This window comes from Bacteriovorax sp. HI3, from assembly GCF_059738875.1.
Window position 1 is genome coordinate 1416383 of the sequence record NZ_AP026946.1, and the last position, 20233, is coordinate 1436615.

General features: G+C 43.2%; 17 protein-coding genes. 11 read left to right on the forward strand and 6 right to left on the reverse strand.

What is annotated here, in order from left to right; all coding sequences use genetic code 11:
- The first annotated feature begins 58 nt into the window (after positions 1-58).
- Genes AC6JA8_RS07125 through AC6JA8_RS07145 form a run of 5 tightly spaced genes read left to right on the forward strand, consistent with a single transcriptional unit; the run spans position 59 to position 5417 of the window.
- On the forward strand, positions 59-841 hold the full coding sequence (locus tag AC6JA8_RS07125; protein ID WP_497976441.1) for a tetratricopeptide repeat protein: 783 nt from the start codon (positions 59-61) through the stop codon (positions 839-841).
- Positions 834-1925 (forward strand): hypothetical protein, encoded by a 1092-nt coding sequence (locus AC6JA8_RS07130; protein ID WP_497976442.1) that lies wholly within the window; start codon positions 834-836, stop codon positions 1923-1925. The genes AC6JA8_RS07125 and AC6JA8_RS07130 overlap by 8 nt, the downstream gene beginning before the upstream one ends.
- Before the next feature lie 58 nt (positions 1926-1983).
- Positions 1984-3453 carry an IMP dehydrogenase gene (gene guaB / locus AC6JA8_RS07135; RefSeq protein ID WP_497976443.1) on the forward strand — a complete coding sequence of 490 codons (1470 nt, stop codon included), beginning with the start codon at positions 1984-1986 and terminating at the stop codon, positions 3451-3453.
- Positions 3454-3459: 6 nt separating this feature from the next.
- Positions 3460-5016: a glutamine-hydrolyzing GMP synthase gene (guaA, locus tag AC6JA8_RS07140; protein ID WP_497976444.1), complete on the forward strand. Its 1557-nt coding sequence runs from the start codon at positions 3460-3462 to the stop codon at positions 5014-5016.
- Positions 5007-5417: a hypothetical protein gene (locus tag AC6JA8_RS07145; protein ID WP_497976445.1), complete on the forward strand. Its 411-nt coding sequence runs from the start codon at positions 5007-5009 to the stop codon at positions 5415-5417. The genes guaA and AC6JA8_RS07145 overlap by 10 nt, the downstream gene beginning before the upstream one ends.
- A 28-nt stretch (positions 5418-5445) precedes the next feature.
- On the opposite strand, the gene AC6JA8_RS07150 is transcribed toward AC6JA8_RS07145, so the two are convergent.
- From AC6JA8_RS07150 to AC6JA8_RS07160, 3 genes are all read right to left on the reverse strand, one after another.
- Positions 5446-7737, reverse strand: coding sequence for a fatty acid cis/trans isomerase (locus AC6JA8_RS07150; protein ID WP_497976446.1), 2292 nt, complete (start codon positions 7735-7737; stop codon positions 5446-5448).
- Between the two features lie 63 nt (positions 7738-7800).
- On the reverse strand, positions 7801-8712 hold the full coding sequence (locus AC6JA8_RS07155; RefSeq protein ID WP_497976447.1) for a hypothetical protein: 912 nt from the start codon (positions 8710-8712) through the stop codon (positions 7801-7803).
- A gap of 5 nt (positions 8713-8717) precedes the next feature.
- Positions 8718-9359, reverse strand: a complete 642-nt coding sequence (locus AC6JA8_RS07160) for a hypothetical protein (RefSeq protein ID WP_497976448.1) — start codon at positions 9357-9359, stop codon at positions 8718-8720.
- Positions 9360-9527: 168 nt separating this feature from the next.
- Here AC6JA8_RS07160 and dnaE point away from each other — a divergent pair, with 168 nt between their 5' ends.
- Genes dnaE through AC6JA8_RS07180 form a run of 4 tightly spaced genes read left to right on the forward strand, consistent with a single transcriptional unit; the run spans position 9528 to position 16296 of the window.
- Positions 9528-13121 (forward strand): DNA polymerase III subunit alpha, encoded by a 3594-nt coding sequence (gene dnaE, locus AC6JA8_RS07165; RefSeq protein WP_497976449.1) that lies wholly within the window; start codon positions 9528-9530, stop codon positions 13119-13121.
- On the forward strand, positions 13111-14292 hold the full coding sequence (locus AC6JA8_RS07170) for a hypothetical protein (RefSeq protein ID WP_497976450.1): 1182 nt from the start codon (positions 13111-13113) through the stop codon (positions 14290-14292). The genes dnaE and AC6JA8_RS07170 overlap by 11 nt, the downstream gene beginning before the upstream one ends.
- 35 nt (positions 14293-14327) lie before the next feature.
- The gene (locus AC6JA8_RS07175; RefSeq protein ID WP_102243154.1) at positions 14328-15251 is read left to right on the forward strand and encodes a hypothetical protein; all 924 of its coding nucleotides are present in this window, start codon (positions 14328-14330) and stop codon (positions 15249-15251) included.
- On the forward strand, positions 15235-16296 hold the full coding sequence (locus AC6JA8_RS07180) for a quinone-dependent dihydroorotate dehydrogenase (protein WP_497976451.1): 1062 nt from the start codon (positions 15235-15237) through the stop codon (positions 16294-16296). The genes AC6JA8_RS07175 and AC6JA8_RS07180 overlap by 17 nt, the downstream gene beginning before the upstream one ends.
- A gap of 7 nt (positions 16297-16303) precedes the next feature.
- On the opposite strand, the gene AC6JA8_RS07185 is transcribed toward AC6JA8_RS07180, so the two are convergent.
- On the reverse strand, positions 16304-16525 hold the full coding sequence (locus AC6JA8_RS07185; RefSeq protein ID WP_102243156.1) for a hypothetical protein: 222 nt from the start codon (positions 16523-16525) through the stop codon (positions 16304-16306).
- Between the two features lie 193 nt (positions 16526-16718).
- Between AC6JA8_RS07185 and AC6JA8_RS07190 the strand changes: the two genes are divergently transcribed.
- Positions 16719-17441, forward strand: a complete 723-nt coding sequence (locus AC6JA8_RS07190) for a hypothetical protein (protein WP_497976452.1) — start codon at positions 16719-16721, stop codon at positions 17439-17441.
- 2 nt (positions 17442-17443) lie between these two features.
- Here the strand turns inward: AC6JA8_RS07190 and queC are convergent, their stop codons facing one another.
- Together queC and AC6JA8_RS07200 are read right to left on the reverse strand one after the other, a co-directional pair.
- Positions 17444-18142, reverse strand: coding sequence for a 7-cyano-7-deazaguanine synthase QueC (queC, locus tag AC6JA8_RS07195; RefSeq protein ID WP_497976453.1), 699 nt, complete (start codon positions 18140-18142; stop codon positions 17444-17446).
- Positions 18143-18145: 3 nt separating this feature from the next.
- Entirely contained in the window at positions 18146-19873 is a 1728-nt protein-coding gene (locus tag AC6JA8_RS07200; protein ID WP_497976454.1) for a phospho-sugar mutase, read from the reverse strand.
- A gap of 108 nt (positions 19874-19981) precedes the next feature.
- Here AC6JA8_RS07200 and AC6JA8_RS07205 point away from each other — a divergent pair, with 108 nt between their 5' ends.
- On the forward strand, positions 19982-20230 hold the full coding sequence (locus AC6JA8_RS07205; RefSeq protein WP_102243160.1) for a ferredoxin: 249 nt from the start codon (positions 19982-19984) through the stop codon (positions 20228-20230).
- The last annotated feature ends 3 nt before the right edge of the window (positions 20231-20233 follow it).

The following is a 20233-nucleotide window of genomic DNA, read 5'->3' on the forward strand; positions in this document are numbered from 1 at the left end:
ATCTTCCGAAAATCATAAGGAGAACTGCCAACCTTTATGGCCTTTTTGGAAGAAACTTATGAAAAATACACTTTTAGCATCATGTTTGATCATTCCTCTGGTTACATCTTGTAGCTTTGAAGGGGAGATGAAAAAGATTGAGCACAAGGCCGCTTTGATTAATAAGTACGAAAACGTTGCACTTAAGCTGGCCAAAGAAAATAGAGAGCTTCGTGCAGAGGTGAAGAGGCTTGAGTTTGATATTCAAAAATTAAAACAAGACAAGGCCTTTTCCAATAAAGGCGGACATGCGGAAGAGTCACTAGCAAGTAACTCTCATGGAGAAGCTCCTGTTCATGGTGGACATGGTGGAAGTCATAGTGCGGCTCCATCGCGCGCGATTGCCAGTGTAAAACCTGGTTCATTTGAAGTTAAAAAAGACTTAGTAGAGTGGAAAACATACAAGTGGTCTGCTGATGATATGGTGAAGATTGCTGATAAAGAATTCAAAGCAAAAAACTTTGAAAAAGCAGCGCAGTTCTACACCTCACTAGTGAACTACTACCCGGACTTCAAGCACCTTGATGACGAGTTCTATTTTAAAGCAGGGATCTCTGCGTACGAATCGGGCGAGCACCACGAGTGGACGCTTAAGCACTTTGGGGCGCTGATGAACAAATACCCAACGTCACAATATTTTAGAAGCGCAAAACTTTGGGTTGCCCTGACTCATATGAAGATGGGTGATAAAGCGAAGTTCTTTGCGACTGTTGAAGAATTCAGAAAGAAATACAGAAACACAAATGAGTGGAAAATTCTAAGCTCATACTATGAAAAAATTGAAGAGAAAACCAATGAATAAATTATTAGTAGCAGTCATTGCTTTTATCCCGACTCTTTCTTTTGCAGCGGCCGTTCAGTTCGGACGTATCGTTGACATTAAAGGAGCAGGGTTTATTTCTTATAACGGTGAAACTCACGAAATCAAAAAAGGCGAAGTGATCTACGCTAATTCTGAAATCGTTGTCGAACACACCGGGCAAGTGACTTTCACTGACAACGCTGACCATAGATTTTTTATGGGAAGTGCAACGTCGGTAGCTGTCTCTCCAAACAATGTTGAATTAAGAAGTGGGGACCTTTGGGTTCAGTCGCTCAATAAAATGGACGACGCTAAATTAACATCGGCCAATGCGACTGTTAATTACCAGGGGGGAGAAGCGATCTTCTCTTACGATTCTGCTAAAGGAAAAACTCAGCTGATGGTTATCAACGGGCTGATGAAATTTTCGAACCTAAGACAACCGGCACTTAACCTGACAGTGGCAGAAGGAAACTTCTCTTTTGTTGATCAGGCTTTTGAAGAAGGAATGCCACGCGACCCAACTCCAGTAGGAGCAAAAACATACGGGGAGCTTGTTTCTCTTTTCCCGGGTGTTGGTCCAATGGACAAAAAATCAGCAGAGATTTTTAAAGGCCAGGAAGAAAGTCACGGTGAAGCTCACGCTCCGGCAAAAAGAACGATCGCTTCAGTGTCTGAACACCACGGTGCAGAGTCTCATGGTAAAAAAGAAGCGGCCGAACTTGAAAAAGAGTACAAAGCTGAAATCATGAACATGAAAAAACCTGCGCATGAGGTAGTGACAGCACCTGTTAAAAAAGAAGCTAAATCAAAAACAGTAACATCGACACCAGTAGCTAATAAATTAGTTGTAAAAATTTACGGATTACAGGGATCGGAGACTAGTGCAACGACAGCAATCTATGATATACCTTCTGTAGACAAAAATGTTGTTACAAGTAAGAGAGCGCCGGCTTCTGTTCCGGAATCAGTTTCTGAAACAGTTGTAGACCAGGCCGTTCCTACGGAAAACATGAATACAATTCCAACTACACCACATTATAAAGAAAGCGATAAATTAATTGACCAGCTCAACAAGCTCTAGCTTGTTGAGTAGGTTTAATTCTTAGATCTGCTTTTTTTTTGAAAAAAGAGGAAGCAGTATGACTAAAGTCAAAGAACAACTTGCACTTACTTACGACGACGTTCTCATTAAACCTGCCTATTCTGAAAACTTGCCTTCAGAAACAAGTACCGAAAGCAGATTCTCCCGCAACATTACCCTGAACATTCCTATCGTTTCCGCAGCTATGGACACAGTCACCGAAGCTCCTTCTGCTATTGTTTTAGCTGAAGAAGGTGGAATTGGTGTTATCCATAAAAACATGACGGCCTACCGTCAGGCGGAAGAAGTAGAGAAAGTAAAAAAGTTTGAAGCCGGGATGATTTTAAATCCAGTAAGCGTAGATGAAGACACGACTCTTAGTTACGTGATGGACTTAAAAAGACAAAAGAAAATCACCGGGGTTCTGGTTGTTGATAAGAACAAAAAAATCGCCGGGATTCTTACTAACCGCGACCTGCAGTTAGAGTCAAATTTCAATCAGAAAGTTAAAGATGTTATGACGAAAAAAGAAAAACTCGTCACAGCAGATCCGAAAGTTTCAATTGATGAAGCAAAAAAACTTTTACACAAACACCGCATTGAAAAACTTCCACTCGTGGGAGCTGATGGATCAGTTTATGGTCTTATCACTGTTAAGGATATTTTAAAGACCATCACGTTCCCTAATGCCAATAAGGATTCATTCGGACGCCTGCGTGTGGCCGCTGCCATTGGTGTAGGAGAAAAAGAGTTTGAGCGCGCTAAGATTTTAGTGGAAGCTCACGTTGATGCTCTGGTTGTAGATACCGCTCACGGACACTCTAAAGGTGTTTTAGAGATGGTTAAACTTTTAAAGAAAACATTTCCACAAGTAGACGTGGTTGCCGGAAACGTCGCGACTGCTCAAGCTTGTAAAGACCTGATTGCCGCCGGTGTTGACGGAGTCAAAGTAGGGATTGGCCCTGGGTCAATTTGTACCACTCGTGTTGTTGCCGGTATTGGTGTTCCGCAATTCTCTGCTGTTTTAGAATGTGCAGAGTTCTGTAGAAAAGCAGGCATTCCAGTGATCGCCGATGGAGGGATTAAACTCTCAGGTGATGTGGTGAAAGCTCTCGCCGCTGGGGCCAACTCAGTGATGATCGGGTCTCTTTTTGCTGGAACTGATGAAGCTCCGGGAGAAATGGTTTTATACCAAGGGCGCGCTTATAAAGTGTACCGCGGGATGGGATCATTGGGAGCGATGACATTAGGATCAAAAGACCGCTACGGACAAGGAGCGGTAGAAGATATGGGCAAACTTGTACCGGAAGGAATTGAAGGGCAAGTGCCATACAGAGGATCTCTTTCAACCAACATCTTCCAGTTAGTGGGAGGTCTGCGTTCGGGAATGGGTTATGTAGGAGCAAAAAATCTTGCAGAACTTTTTGAGAAGGCAGAGTTTATTACGATTTCGAATGCTTCGTTAAAAGAAAGCCATCCACATGATGTCTTTGTGACTAAGGAAGCGCCAAACTACAGGTTGAGTTAACGAGATATGAAAAATTTTGAAAAGATCATCTGGATTGTGGACTTTGGTTCTCAGTACACTCAATTAATTACCAGAAAGACCAGAGAGCTTGGGTACTCCAGCGAGATTATCGCACTGGAAGAATGCCACAAGCGATTTAAGGAAGGTCATCTTCCTAAATGCCTGGTGCTCTCAGGTGGGCCTCAATCGGTTTTTGAAGACCCATACGACTACAGCTTTATTTTTGAACATAAAGATCTTCCCGTCCTGGGGATTTGTTATGGGATGCAACTCCTGGGGAAATTCTTCGGCGGAGTTGTTGAAAAAGGAATTATCGGTGAGTACGGACACGCCGACATTCATTTCACGAACCAATTTAAAATTGCCGGCACTCCGGGGAAAATGAGCGTGTGGATGAGTCACTCGGATCACGTGAGTCGTGTTCCTGCAGATTTTGATGTGGTGATGGAGAGTTCAAATAAACTTGTCTCGGGAATAAAACACAAGTCAAAACCCATTATGGGACTGCAGTTTCACCCGGAAGTTGAGCATTCAAAACACGGGAAATCGATTCTTAATTACTTCTACCAGAAAGTCGCAAACCTCTCTAAAGACTGGAACGCAAGTGAGATGCTGGAAGAAGCTTTTGAAATGGTCCGCGAAATCGGCGATAAAAAAGTCCTGTGCGCTTTTTCCGGTGGAGTTGACTCACTGGTAGCTGCGACTTTAGCAGAGAGAATTTTAGGAAATAACCTGCATTGTTTTTTTGTCGACAACGGACTTTTAAGAATTCAGGACTACAACCACATTCAAAAGTTAAAACGCGACACTAATCTCAATATTGAAATCGTAGATGCAAAAGATGATTTCTTAAACGCGCTTAAAGGCGTTGATGAACCGGAACAAAAAAGAAAGATCATCGGTCGCATGTTTATCGAGATCTTTGAAAAGAAAGTTCACGAGTACGAAAAAAATCACAAGATTCATTTTGAATACCTGCTTCAGGGAACTCTTTACCCGGACGTTATCGAGTCTTCACCGCACATTAATGGCGGAAAGTCGGTGACGATTAAGTCTCACCACAATGTGGGAGGGCTTCCAGAGAGAATGAAATTAAAACTTCTAGAGCCACTTCGCCATCTTTTTAAAGATGAAGTACGCGAGATGGGGCTTTCTCTTGGGCTAAAGCGCGACTGGGTTTACCGCCATCCATTCCCAGGTCCTGGGCTTGGGGTGAGAATCCTGGGAGCGATTGAACCAGAAGCGATCCGCATGGTGCAGGAGTCAGATCAGATTCTTTTTGAAGAACTGATTGAGGCCAAACTTTATCAATCAACTTGGCAGGCCTTTACAGTATTTCTTCCGATTAAAACAGTGGGAGTCAAAGGTGATGGTCGAGCGTACGAGCACGTGATTTGTCTGCGCATGGTAAATTCGAGTGATGGGATGACGGCCAACTGGTCGCATTTTCCCCACGAATTTTTAGAGACGGTCTCTCGCCGAATCACCAATGAAGTGAAGGGGATCACCAGAGTGGTCTACGACATCACTTCAAAACCACCAGGGACAATCGAGTGGGAGTAAGCACCAACGAAGGCATTCTTCTTTTTGGGCTCTTTAAGATTTTTTTGGGACTCTTTTTCCTGGCAATGTTTCTTTTTTTTAGAAGAATCAAACTCAGAAGAGGAGTCTCAAAAAAAGAAAAGCTCTCTTTTTCTTTAATCCTCATCGTCCTGCACTTTGGTCTCATTGTTCTCAACTGGTACCTGGAGCTTCCTGGGTATAAATTCCACAGTCTCTTATTTAACAGCGCTCTGACAGTTCTTTTAGGAACGTATTTAGTGGACGCGTATTTTGTTGAAGGTAAGAAGGCCGATGTTTATTTTGAAATGTTCAGAAAATCTGAAATCACTCCCAGTGATCTTTTTGCTCTTATCATGGGAGTGATTTTTGTTGTGATTGGTATCAGAGGAATTCTTATCTAGTTATTTTTGCCTGGTTATTGTTGTCTGGTTACTCCATCACATAACGAGTCAGATCCAGGTGGCCGGCCTCAATTGGAAAATCCTTTCTATAAACTGCGTTTAATAGGTCATAAGTTTCCCAGAAATCAGGTGCCACTCGAGAGACAGCATACTTTTTCTTCAGCTCTTTATAGTCATTGATGTTGCTGATCTTTAAGACTTGATTCTTGAAATTCACCAGGTCAGCTTCCTTTACTTTGAAAAATTGATTCGGGTAATAGCTGTAAAAACCAGAAAGAATTGTCAGTGTGTCCTCTTTAGGCGCGAGTCTTAGCGACTCACCCAGAATCCATGAAATGTTTTCGTGTTCGCGGTTTTTCATCACGGTAAAGACTTCAACTTCTTTGTTTTCTTTTGTGACAATCAGGTAAGCATCCTCAGGGAAGAAAGTTGGGAAACGGAATTTTCCTTTTGGCCTTACGGCCGCAATGTCTCTTAAGTGAGCGGCCGCTGTGGTTAGCGGACCTTTTTTAGCTTCTTCCATAGGGAGCTTGACGTTTTTCCAGTTGATAAAATCGCCAGGCCCTTTAACTTCGTCTTTTAAATAACCATAAAGAACTTGTTCGACGAATTCGCTTTTAGCGTGCTTAGGATTTTTATATTTTACCTGTGTCGGCGTTTTTGTATCAAGAAGAGGGAAGACGTACTTTAGCTTCGCTTCCGCTAGAAATCCTTTATACCATTCTTTGCGATAAGACATGCGCGATTGAGGTGGAAGAAAAGAAAGAAACATTTCCTCGGCCTCCATGCGAATTAAGTCCATATAAATGCGCGTAAGCATCTGGTGAGAGATGTTTCCATAAACGTCAAAATTCACTACCAGGTTATAAACCAGTCTTTCCATTAAAGCATAGTCTAAGAAGAAAAGAGTTTTAGGCAAATCACCTTTAAATCCTTTGATGACCACAGCGTTGTCGTTGTGTCTTAGAACCGTCAAAGCAGCGTTGTTATTGTGGCCATCTCCATCCCACAAATCGCCGAGAGCGTACCCGTGAGGATGGTTTTTCTTTGTTTCCAAGGCGCGAAGATTTCGATAGCCCTCGCGGTGCTCGACAATTTTTTTTGTCAGCCCCCAGGTGTCTGCGAGTTTAATGTCACTGCCCCATACACCAGGAAGAATGAGAAGGTCGCGGGCCTTGGCCTCAAATTCTCTGGAGAGAACCATATTGTCTGAGTCGGGACTAATAAACATGACGTAAAATTGTTCCTGAATTGAGTTAACGGCATTGCTTCCGTTACAAACCGGCCCTTTGATGAAAGTGCTTATGATGTAGTGGGCATTGTCCAATAAAAATTGATAACGGGCCTTTACCGGAATATCAAAGAAAGCGATAAAAGGGTTTTCTGCCGCTTCCGAGGTGTATTTCTCTTCCTCAGCTTTTTTATTAACTTCCCATTTCGTAGAGAAGAAGAGCTGCTTAAATCTCTCCATCACTTTTGGAGTGAAAGAAAAAGGCATATGCGTTTTTGCCACAATCGTCAGGTCTTGGTGTTTGAGGCAGTAGAAGAACTCCTTCATCCCCGGCGTGTCGTTGGCCCTTCTAGTGGCAATTTCAGAAATTCCTTGATCGCATTTCGTCTCAGATCGCACCAGGCGATAGAAGTCAGTTGGCTTCTCCGGGAAATAAATATGAGCAAGAAAAAGGTGTTCGTATAAATAACGGCTCACCAGTTTTTCTTTTTCGGATTTCTGGTTAAAGAAATTTTCCCACTCCCGAACCTGGGATTGTGTTTCTTTAGGCGCTTTGAGAGGTTTTGGTCCGGGAGCGCCGTTGGCGAGCCAGCTTCCTAAAGTCATGCGTTCTTTTTCGCTAATCGGCTGAAGAGCGTAAGGCATTTTGATATTGAGGCTTTCAGCAAATAGGGCCTTTAAGTTTTTTGTATTGTCGATACACGCCACACTTTCTTCAACAGTGTTGAGTGGCAAGTCTCTTTGTGTAAGAGGTTTTGTCCCTAAAAAGAGATAAAAAAGGTTTTCATCCAAATCGCGTGATGTGTTGGTGTCGAAGAAGCCAAGCTTTCTCCAGTCGATAAGTGTTTTTCCATCAATTCCCGGACGAGTTGGAGCAACGCTGTCGATGCGAGTGCCTTCGTAGACATTTTGATGGTGAGCTCCACGCGAAAAGTTATCATAGTTCTGCAGGTTCACCTGGCAAGGGCCGTTGAGGCAACTGTGGCAGGCAATACAGCGGTTATCAAAAATGGGCTGAATCTCTTTGCGATAATCCTGAGCAAAGGTCAGAGACGAAAAAAGGGAAAGCAGAGTGAAAATAATCTTCATGAAAATCTCCTAAGAGATCATGATAGAAGAAACCTTTTCATAAAAGAAGGAAAATGTGCTGAGTTAATCAAATAGAGACAATTGTGGTTTCACTGATTCTTTGGCAGAGATGATCTCACGCGTTTCGTGCAGGAGCACCTCACGCTTTGAGAAAGAGTCTTTAAACGTTTCGATAACAAAAAAGCTCATTTCCGGATACTTTTTCTTTAAATCGCGCATCTCTTCAGTGATGAGTTCAACATTTTTATGGTCGTCATCACTCATCCCGAAACGATGAAAAGGTGAGTAACCGTATTGATTGATCGCCTTTTCAACACTGGCGCGGATTGCATGTTTTTTGAGTTCGGCCACACTTTGTTTGAAGTGAATATCCCCTAAGTCTTTTCTCACTTCAGGGTTAGAAACAGGATAAATACTGTGGTAGTTCGGTGTATGAGGCAGGTATCCCGCCTTAACGATCTGGTCAACACCTTCGATAATAGTCGTCGGGTGATGTCCTCTGGCCGTGATCAATGAAACCGGACGTTCATTGTAAGTCGCATGATAGAAATACTCCCAAGATGGAGCTTTCCAGTGAGTATCGACTTCTTTTAATGCTTTTAAAACGTCTTCGACGAAACCTTGTTTTTTTCCAGCTTTCACTTCAATCGGGTTTAAGTCTTTATCGCGGAAATGGCGGAAAGACCCATGGGCATCGTTGAAGTCCATGTAGTAATCAGCATAAGGGCCAGAGATCCCGATGTGCTTATTCTCGTGAGCAAATTCCCCACTTGAGAGTGAAATTTCTGCTCCGGTTTTTTTGTGGAAAATAATGATGGGAGTAGAGAGAAAAGCGACGTTGTCGTCGAAGTCGAAAAAGTAGAATGATCTTCCACCTAAGTGGAAATTTCTATCCTGCTCTCTAGGCACATCGAAGTTGAAGCTCAACTGGCCTGGAAGCTGGGGAGAAGGTTGTCTCGTATTTTTTCTTTTCATAAAAACTACAAGTCCGTAATCATTCTCGAGAGCTCAATTAAGTCTGAAGGGTAATCAGCTACATTGATTCTCTCATTATTCTTCTTTTTTACCTGAATTAAATTCGTAAGGCAAAGAGCGCGCACTGGAGTCGGGCGTTCTGCATTTTTGGCACATCTTTCATAGAAAGGGGCCACGACTCGCTCGTAAGACTCATGCACTTTTAAAACTTCTTTGAGTAGTCCCAAATCCTTTCCCGCCTGGATAACTGGAGCAGGAGTACGGTGAAGGGCCCCCGGGGGAAGTTTTCTGATATCAGAAACCTTAGGAAGTTTATTTTCTGTTTCAAGGACCAGGCCCTTAAAATCTTCTTCAGTCATTTCGTTGATTTCAGCTTCAGTGTAAAAGCGCTCTTGTCCAAGAACTGTGTCATCGAAGTCTTTTCTTTCGACCATTTCTTCTTGTTTTTTAAGGTTTTGAGACATGACTTCTTTAAGAGTTTTTGGTTTAGAGGCCACGCCTGTTTCCTCAGTAGACTCAGTCGTCAACTGACTTTTCATATCATTTGCCAGCTCTTTTTCAGGAGACTTTTTGTATAAAGCGAACCCCACTGCAACAGCGAGGGCACCTAGGATGAAAAGAAGGGTTCGTAACCCACGGACTTTCATAGTCTCTCCATAAAAACGATCGAATTATTAAGTAGTTTACGCTAAAAGTCGAATACCCTCAAGAACCCCTCTGAGACCGTGTAAAATTGACTTAAAATACAATTCAAAAAGCGTATTAAAAATGCTTAAATTTAAGGACATACACACACCTCTAAGGAGCCTAGGATTATGTCCTTTTTAGAGACCCACAAAGACAGTTTCGTGCACCTGCATTTGCACACCCAATACTCACTTCTGGACGGAGCGATCCGTTTAAAAGATTTAATCAAAAGAGCACAAGAACTTGGAGTTCCAGCGATCGCGCAAACCGATCACGGCAACATGTTCGGTGCGATTGATTTCTACACTCAATGTAAAGCTGCCGGCATTAAACCAATTCTTGGATCTGAAATTTATTTCACTCCTGGATCGCGTTTTGAAAAAGGCGCCCTCAAAAAGCAGAAGGTCGTTGGATCTCAGGATGAGATGGAGTCTCGCCACCAGATCCACCACTTGATTCTTTTATGTAAAAACGAAACGGGATACCAAAACCTCTGTAAGCTTCTTTCTCGCGCTTACATGGAAGGTTTTTATTATAAGCCTCGCGCTGACTATGAACTTCTTCGCGAATTTTCTGAAGGGCTGATCTGTACGACGGCCTGCTTGAAGGGAGAAGTGGGATACAACTTCTTTACTGATCAAGACGACCGCGCGATTAAGGCCATCGAAAAATTGAGAGACCTCTTTGGCGAAGATTTCTATTTAGAGATTCAGGAAAACGGAATTCCGGAACAGATTCCTGTTAACAAAAAAATTATTGAATACGCCCGCGCTAATAACGTCAACCTTGTTGCAACTAACGACTGTCACTACCTGACTCGCGAAGATGCGGCCGCTCAGGAAGTTCTTCTGTGCGTGCAGACTGGTAAGACGTTAATGGATGAGCAGCGTATGAAGCTGACGACGAATGAGTTCTTCTACAAGTCTCCACAAGAGATGAGAGAGGCTTTCCATTACGCTCCGGATGCTTGTGATAACACTCTAAGAATCGCCGATAAGTGTAACGTTAAGTTCAATTGGAAAGATGAAAAAGGAAATCAGATTTACCATCTTCCAGATTATCCAATTGAAACTGATGAGACGGCCCCTGATTACTTCGCTCGCCAGGCGAGAGAAGGTTTAGAGAAGCGTTTTAACGGTCCACACTTTATCAAACTCCGCGCTCAGGAAAACTGGGAGAGCGAAGTTAAGCCAAAATACTTAGAACGTCTTGAAGACGAATTGGCGATGATTATTAAAATGGGATTCCCTGGATACTTCCTGATCGTATCGGACTTCATCAAGTGGGCCAAGACTCACGGATGCCCGGTAGGTCCAGGACGTGGTTCGGGAGCGGGATCGATTGTTGCTTATGCATTAGACATCACCAACGTTGACCCGATTCCATTCAACTTACTCTTTGAGAGATTCATCAACCCTGAACGTATTTCGATGCCGGACTTCGACGTCGACTTCTGTCAGGATAACCGCTACAGAGTTATTGAGTACGTTACTCAAAAATACGGTGAAGAGCGCGTAGGGCAGATTATTACTTTTGGTAAGCTTCAAGCGAAGGCCGTTATCAAAGACGTCTCTCGCGTTTTTGGTCTGACATTCGGTGAAGCCGATGTCATTTCAAAACTCATCCCTGAAGAATTGAAGATGACAATCGACAAAGCGATGGAGATGGAGCCAAAGCTTGGCGAGTTGATGGAGAGCGATTCACGCGTAAAACAAGTTATCAATATTTCCCGCCGTCTCGAAGGGCTTCTTCGCCACGCTTCGATTCACGCTGCGGGAGTTATCATTACCAACCTTCCACTCGTGACTTACTGTCCACTGTTTAAAGGGCGCGAAGGTGAAAAGGTTATTCAGTTTGATAAGGACTTCTCGGAAAAAATCGGTCTGGTAAAATTCGACTTCTTAGGTCTTAAAACCCTGACGGTTATTGAGAGTGCTTCAAACTTCATCAGACGTGATAAAGATGCGGCCTTCGATATTGAAAACATCGATCTTGAAGACCCAAAAGTTTATGAGTTCATCTCAAAAGGTGAAACGATTGGAGTCTTCCAGTTAGAATCCTCGGGGATGATCGACCTGTGTAAGCGTATTGCTCCAGGGTCTATCGACGATATTTCTTCTATCAACGCCCTATACCGCCCAGGTCCACTTGAATCTGGTATCGTGGATGAGTTCATTGAAATCAAACACGGAAGACAAAAAACTCACTACCCATTCCAGAGTCTTGAGCCGGTTTTAAAAGATACGTACGGAGTTATTATCTATCAAGAGCAGGTAATGAACGTTGCCCGTATTGTTGCCGGATACTCACTCGGACAAGCGGATATGCTTCGTCGTGCGATGGGGAAAAAGAAAGCTGATGAGATGGCCCACCACCGTCAGATTTTCATGAAAGGGGCCGAAGAGCGCGGTTACGATTTAAAAGTAGCAAGTGAGCTTTTCGACAAAATGGAAAAATTCGCGGAATACGGATTCAACAAATCCCACGCCGTTGCTTACTCAGTTATTTCGTACCAGACTGCGTGGCTTAAATACTATTATCCAGCACAATTCTTTGCGGCCCTTCTTTCAACAGAACTTGGGTCAATGGATAAGATCACTCAGTATATCAACGATGCTAAACACTTTAACATCGAAGTTCTTCCTCCAGATGTAAACGAGTCTCTATGGCCATTTAACGTTGTTGGAACAAACATCCGTTTTGGTATGGGAGCAGTGAAGAACGTCGGCCAAAACGCCGTAGAAGAAATCGTGCGTGAAAGAACAGAAAACGGACCATTCAAAGGGTTTCTTGATTTCTGTGAACGAATCAACTTAAAAATTGTAAACACTCGCGTGTTTGAATCGCTGATTAAAGTAGGAGCTTTTGATAGCATCGAAAAGCTAAACAGAAAGACACTCTTAGAAAACCTGGAAATGATCTTAGCTTACTGTAAAAAGCGCCAGGAAGAAGCTTCTCTAGGCCTGGTTTCTCTTTTTGATTTAGGTGGAGAATCAATGTCTCAGACAGCTGAATCGAATTTGGATATTCAGGAAGTAAGAGATTTTGATGACCTGGAAAAACTTAACCACGAAGCGGAGTTGATGGGGATTTATATCTCTGGGCACCCGCTTGATCGTTATAAAAACTTAATGAAAGAGCTCTCGACAATGCCTATTGGACACGTTCAGGATATCCTGGGCTCCGACCAAAAACGCACGATGACTCTTGCCGGGAAAATCTCTGGCCGCAAAAACATCCTGACGAAAAAAGGCGACAAGATGTGTTTTGCGACTCTGGAAGATTTAGATGCGAAGATTGAATGTATCGTCTTCCCGAAAGTGTTTGCCGAATACGAAATGATTTTAAGCAGTGATGAACCGGTTCTGGTGGAAGGTTTTGTCAACCTTCAGGAAAATCCAAGAAAGATCTTCGCTGATAAAATTTTAAAGCTTAAAGAGCATTCAGAAAACAAGATCACAGGTGTGCGTATCAACGTCGACCTTGCTGACCTGACAGAAATGAAGCTCAATAAACTTCGCCAGGTTCTTCTTTCTTACCGTGGCGCCACTCCAATGCACATGATCTTTGAAGGTCCGGGCGGAAAGGCGAGACTGCCGTTAGGGGAAGAATTTTTAATTAATCCAACGCCACAGATGGCCCATCAGATTAATGAAGTGTTTAACCGCGACGCTGTTAAATTCATTATCGATGGAAGACTAGAGGATGTTCATGCTCAATAAAAGCATTGCCCTGTTTCTGCTTGTTTTATGTTTTTCTTTTAATACCTATGCAGAAGAAGTGAGTGTGGCCTTAAAAAAGGACACACTCGTTTCAACTGATCCAGCTGTAAAAGTTCCAGTTTTGATGTTTATGACTTTAAATGGTTACCGTCAGGCCTTGACTAAAGAGCTGATTGCCAGAGACCTTGATTCAGATAAATTCTGGGCGAAACTCGAAGAAAAAAAGCTTACAGATGATCAGGAAATTGAACTTTTAAAACCAATCTTCTTGAATGTGACAATGTTAAGCCAACCGGCCAATCCCACAGACGAATTTGAGCGTTCAGTTTTTAAGTACGACCTGGATAAAGCAAAAGTCGATGCTCTTTTTAATGAGTACCTTTCAAATCTTCCGGATGTGACAATCAAGACTTTTTATATTCGTCCGGATATCAGAATTGACGATTCAATGAGCTGGAGTGACGTAGGGGTCAGTAAGGCCGAAAATTTCTCAGGTGTTATTGTTGAGTCGTGGAAGAAGTGGGCGACAACGCAGTTTAAAAATTTTGGCAATGTGGTGGTTTTAGATAAAGACCTGACACAAATTCCTTCGAACATGAATGCTGAGTCAGTCACTCTTAAATGGAACTCGCAGCTTAAGCGCGCTGAAGTTTTCCAGGATAGAAAGAGTGCGCGTTTTGAACTGACAGCGCAATACCTCTTGGTGAATACAAAAACAAATCAGACACTCGTGGGTTTTGATTTCCCGACACAAAAAAGAGAATTTACTATTTATAATCCAAAAGACTTGAGTTCAAACTTAGCAAGCTTGATTTATAACCTGCTTAACTCGCAGACAGTGAGAATCAACAGCTCATTAGAACTCAACCGCGCGACAAGCACGCTGACAATGGTTGAAATGAAAGTGACCGGGAAACACGGGCTTTTTGATATCACTCAGGTCAATAATTTCCTGGCCGAGCAGTTTAAGGATGTGGGGCTAGTGGCGGAGCTAAAGAGTTATTCGAGTGAAGCTTCGGTGATCTCGGTAAAAAGCACACTTCCAGTGGAGAGTCTCTATGCGAGGCTGGCAAAAGATGGAGGAAAATACTCTCTAAACGAGCAAAAAATTCTTCTTTTCTCCTCTGAAAACCATAGTTTTGCAATTATTGAGAAACAGGCAAATAATTAAGAAGTAGACCTATATCTAAAGAACGAGGAAGCGAAATGGTCAGGAATTTCTTCTTAATGATGCTCTCACTAAACATGCTAGTAGCTTGTTCATCAAATGTTGTTCAACGCGATAGCCGCGGCCAGCGCCCGCGTGCTGAAGAAAGAAAATACTTCTCTGGTGTGAAAAAGAAAATCGCGCTTCTGCCGTTTTTTAATGAATCGCCATTTGAAAGTGAAGACCTGGAAGTCAATGCGACAGAAGAGCTTAGAATGGAGCTTAGCCGTTCAGGTGAATTTATCGTTGATCCAAGCTCAGCAAAACTCTTTGGCCCGTCTAAAGAAATTTATGTGGGTGGAGGGATGAAGCTGGTGCAGTTAACCAGACAAGCAAAGATCGCCGGAATTAATTTTATCATTTTTGGCCGTGTCATTGATGCCCGCGTCCGCGAGAAATCCGATGAGATCGGGATTGTGAGACAAACAAAATCTTATACAGAATCAAAAGTTGAAGTGCGTGTTTTTGATGTGAACGCTGGAAAAGAAATCTACACTGAAACACTTGGTGGATACGCTGATGACAGCACATACAGATTCTTCTCATCTGACAGAGAAGACTACCTTGCTTACCGCAGAGACCTGCTTCGTTACGCTGTTCGCGTGGCCGTTAGAAAGTCTGTGCCAAAAGTGGTGGAGCTTGCCAGCAAACTTGACTGGGTCGGGCGCGTGGCCAAAATTATTGGAACAAAAGTTTACTTGAATGCCGGAAGAGAGAGTGGAATCAACATCGGTGACATCTTAAAGATCATCACTGAAGGAACTGAGATCTACGACCCAGAAACAGGGGCCTTAATCGGGATGAGTAAAGGGGATATGAAAGGGACAATTGAAGTCGTCGACTATTTTGGGACAGACGGATCGATTGCCATTCTACATTCTGGAGGGCAAGTCCTTGAAGGGGACTTTGTTCAGCTTTATTAACCTGTATAAAATCGCTTACCCATTTTTTAAAAATATCGCTTTTGCCATGGACGCTGAACGCGCCCATGAACTGACGATTCACTCGATGAAGTCCTTTGGTGGATTTCTTCCTGATCACAAAGATGACCCGCGCTTTCACTTTAAAGCGATGGGACTCGACTTTAAAAATCCTATCGGACTGGCAGCTGGTCTTGATAAAAATGCAGAGGCGATTGGTTTTTTAACCGCCTTGCCTTTTGGTTTTGTCGAAGTGGGAACTGTCACTCCCAAACCCCAGGCAGGAAACGATAAACCTCGATTGTTTCGTTACCCAGAAGAAGAGTCTTTAAGAAACCGTATGGGGTTTAACAATTTCGGATCAAGTGTGATCTTAGAAAATGTAAAGAGTGCCCGCCGACGCCATAAAATTCTTGGAGTGAACTTAGGTAAAAATAAAGTGACGTCTAATGAAGATGCACCTAAGGACTACGCTGTTTTATACAAAGACTTTGCTCCTTATTCAGATTATTTGGTGATCAACGTTTCATCACCAAATACACCTGGGCTTCGCGACCTTTTAAAAGATGCTGGCCTTCGCCAGATCTTTGAAGCTGTCGATAGCGAAAGAAAAAAAATCCACAAACCACTCTTAGTTAAAGTTTCACCGGATATGGCGCTTGAAGAACTCTCTTCAGTTGTAGGTCTGGTAAATGAATACAAGCTCGATGGAATTATTGCGACTAATACGACGATTATGAAAGAGCGTGGAGAAGGTGGGATCAGTGGAAAGCTGCTCACAAAAAAAGCGCGCGAGACACGCGAGTACTTATTAAAAGAAATGAAACATTCTCACTCAGAAGGTATCCTGATTGGTGTCGGTGGTATTTCTTCCTTTGTTGATTTAATGGATTTCTGGAGAGCGGGCGGAAGCCTGGCCCAGATTTATTCGGCCTTTATTTTTCAGGGGCCAGCAATGCTCTTTGAGATCGAAGCCAGGCTTGATCTTGAATTCAAAAAAAGAGGAGTGAAGACTTTCGAAGAATTTCTTCACTCCGTTCGACTTTAATTCATTCTTAGTTTGCTTTAAAACACACTTCGCGAAGTTCGTGGTCCACAGAAACGATTCTTTCCGGGTCCTGATTTAATTCTTCAATCTCTTCTTCTGTTAGAGCGTTTAGGTCTTTGCAGTTAAGCACCACAGGCTCAGATTTAATAGGCGAAGGCGGCACAGGCGGGATCGCGTGCACGTTAACTGTTGATAAAAGTAAAAGAGCAGCAAAAAGTGAAAGTTTCATAGTTCTCTCCATAAAGTTTCAACACTTCCACAATATGATAGCTATAGTCCGGACATAGATGGGGCCTTTTGAAATTTTTATCCGGACCCTCTAAAAAGTAGACAGCTCTGGCCCCCATCTCATGCTCAATATCAAGGGGTTAGGGTTTTAAAAGGCCCTCATTAAAACGAGATTATCAACCGATAAGGTAGCTATGAAGCTGGCCCCTAAAGTCATTCTTTTGATTCTTATCTTAATTAGCATCCTGATGGATGTTAAACCTCTGCATGCGGCAGGGAAGGCAAGAGACTGCGAAGGGATGAATCACCCGGCCTACCAAGACGAGTACCGCGCTTGTCTTCGCTTGCAGATTGCTGAATCAGCAGGAGAAGCTGGAGTCGATTGCATCGACTGTATTTTCCAACAAAAAGATGAGAGCAACGGCATTGTTGAGGCGCTGGGAGTGATCGCTCAGCCACTGGCCTACCTTGCTGGAACATACACGGTTGCTAAGTATCAACACGAAACTCAAAAGAAGTGGGCCGAAGCTTATGCTTCAGGATTCACTGAGTGCACGAACCGCTACAACAGCTATCTCAATTACAATACAACAATCGGGGCCAACCCAATCACGGCAAGTGAAGCTAATGCTTTTTCTTCGGCCTGTAATGGTTATGGATACGGTGGATACGCTGGTTACGGCGGAATGATGAGTAACGGCTACGGCGGATACGGAAACCCTTTTCAATCAAACGGATTTAGCTCGGGCTTTATGTCTGGCTACGGTGGAGGGTACTGGGGTTCTTCAATGTACGGAACGCCATCAATGTACAACACGGGAATGATGTCCGGGTCAATTGGAATTGGCGGCTACCTGGGGACAACATCATCGTCTTCAATTTACCAAAACGGTGTCTCGACTGCTTTTGGATTCTAGTCCTAGTACTTAGGTCTCGTCACATACTCAATCGGATCTTCAATTCCTGCCTTTTGGAAACCTCTTAAGCGAAGCGCGCATGAGTCACACACACCACAAGCTTTGTCGTTTCTTTCATAACAAGAATAGCTAAATTGCAGAGGAGCGTGAAGCTCAACGGCCTTTTTAACGATCTCGTCTTTTTTCATGAAGATCACTGGAGTGATGACTTCGATATCGCCGTTTTTTGTCCCTTCTTTAATAAGCGCATTGACTGCTTTGTAGTAAGAAGGACGGCAGTCCGGGTATCCTGAAGAGTCTTCGTAAACAGCACCGATAAAGATCTTTTTGGCACCTACGACTTCGGCCCATGAAACGGCCATAGAGATGATGTGCGTGTTTCTAAAAGGCACGTATGAATCAGGGATCTCCTCTGAGTCGCCTTTGTATTTTTTGACGTCGATATTATCGTCAGTCAGTGAAGAGCCGCCGATTTGCTTTAAGAAAGAGACGTCGATGATCTTTTGCAGATTTTTTGGAACTTTATAAAACTCAGCGATCTTCTTGAAGCTCTCAAGTTCGCGCTCTTCAGTTTTTTGTCCGTAGTTCAAATGTAAAAAGGCCAGATTTTCGAATGAAGTATTGGCGATAGCGGCACACACCAGTGAGTCCATACCACCGCTAACTAAACATACTGCTAAATCTTTACTTTTTTGTGTCATAAATTATGCTCGTTCTGATGCCGCTTTAAAATAATCGAGGAACTGTGTCGCCTTGATTTCGGCATTAATTTTTTTATTTGAAAGAGTGCCTTCGCGCTCCTGGATCATGATGTAGAACTTAATCTTTGGTTCTGTTCCAGATGGGCGAAGATAAACCTGGTTGCCGTTTTCAAAGAAGAAGCCCAGCACGTTGCTCTTTGGAAGTCCTTCGATCCCCTTAGAGTAATCCTTGATTTGCACCAGTTTATGTCCAAGGATAGTGTTATCGCTGAAGTTCCTAAAGTTTGTCATGATTCGTGAAATTTTTTCTTGCCCCTCGATGCCGAAATAGTCCAGAGACAATAAATCCTCTCTAGAAAAGCCGAATTCTTCATAGATTTTATCGAGAGCGTCCAGCAGGTTCATGCCTTTTAGTTTATAGAAAAGGGCCACTTCCGCCATTTGAGAGACTGAACTCACCCCATCTTTGTCGCGGGCGAAGTTATGGCAAAGGTAACCAAAAGATTCCTCTGTCGCAAAAACGAACCTTTTTTGTGGAGCTGTTTTTTCCAGCTCGTTCATCTTTCCACAGATCCACTTAAATCCAGTCAGCGTGTTGTAAATTTCTACGCCGAACTTCTTAGCGATTGTATCCAGAAGGGGAGTTGTTACGACTGATTTGACGACGTAGTTTTCGCCTTCAAGATTTCCTTTTTGTTTCATCTCAGAAAGCATGTAGTGCAGTTTTAAAATCCCGATTTGGTTTCCTGTCAGGTAGTGGATTTTTCCATCGACTTTAATCGCTACACCCAGACGGTCAGTGTCCGGGTCGCTTCCCATCACAATGTCGCCGCCAAGTTTTTCCATCAGGTCTACGGCCATTTTTAAGGCCGATGGGTTTTCCGGATTTGGGCTCTTTACAGTTGGAAAATTCCCATCTGGTTTTGCCTGCTCAGGAACAACGTGAACATCAGTGAATCCCAAATCGGCCAGTGCGCGCGAGCATGGGACAAGGCCTGCTCCGTGAATGGGAGTGTAGATCACTTTTAGTTTTCCACCATTGTCTTTACACATTTGTGGGTTGATGGCCTTACTTAGAATGGCCTTGTAGTAAGACTCTTCAACTGAGTCGTCGATCCACGAAATCATTCCTGCTTTCATCGCTTCATCAAAGCCCATGGTTTTGATTGTTGTGAAGTCAGTGATCCCGTAATAGTTGTTGATGATATTTTGGTCATTTGGTGGAGTGACTTGCGCTCCATCAGACCAGAAGACTTTATAGCCGTTGTACTCAGGTGGGTTGTGAGAAGCCGTCACCATCACTCCTGCCATCGACTTATGAGAGCGAACAGCAAAAGATAAAAGAGCAACCGGGTTAAGATGCTTGTAGATGTAAGCTTTAACGCCATTTCCGGCCATGACTTCAGCTGCAACTTTCGCCAGTTCAAAAGACCAGATGCGAGAGTCGTAGCTAATGCAGATTGAAGGATTAGCACTCTTTTGCGCTAGCACCTCAAGGCAGAGTGCCTGCGTGGCCTTTCTGATTGTATAAATATTAATGCGGTTAATTCCCTGGCCTCTGATACTTCTCATACCACCAGTTCCAAACTCGAGGTCTTTATAGAAGCGCTCGTCGATTTCTTTTTGGTTATTAGCCTCAATCAAGGCACTTATTTCTGCTCTGGATTCAGGGCTAAAATAAGAGTTTTGGGCCCATTCTTTCGCTTTTTCCAATGTTGTTTTAGACGCCATACAAATGTTTCCTTCAATAGTTTTGAGGGTCCTAGTTTAGCAAATAACTCTTCATAGATCACAATTTTTTCGCTATTATATTGAGGTTTAAGTCCCGGAGGAATTTTTATGGCCAACAAAAGTATGAAGCATAAGCTCAATATCGCTGGAGCATGGTACTGCACAGATCCAGACGATGATAACGGAGAAGGGTGTATCGCTTGTAACGTGTGTTACACGGGTGCTCCTGAGTTCTTTAAAGAAGATGAAGACGGTAACGCCTATGTTTGGAAACAACCAGTCACGGCAGCGGATATCGAACTTTGCCAAGAGCAGCTTGAAGCTTGTCCTGTAGCTTCAATCGGGAAGGATGGTTAATTA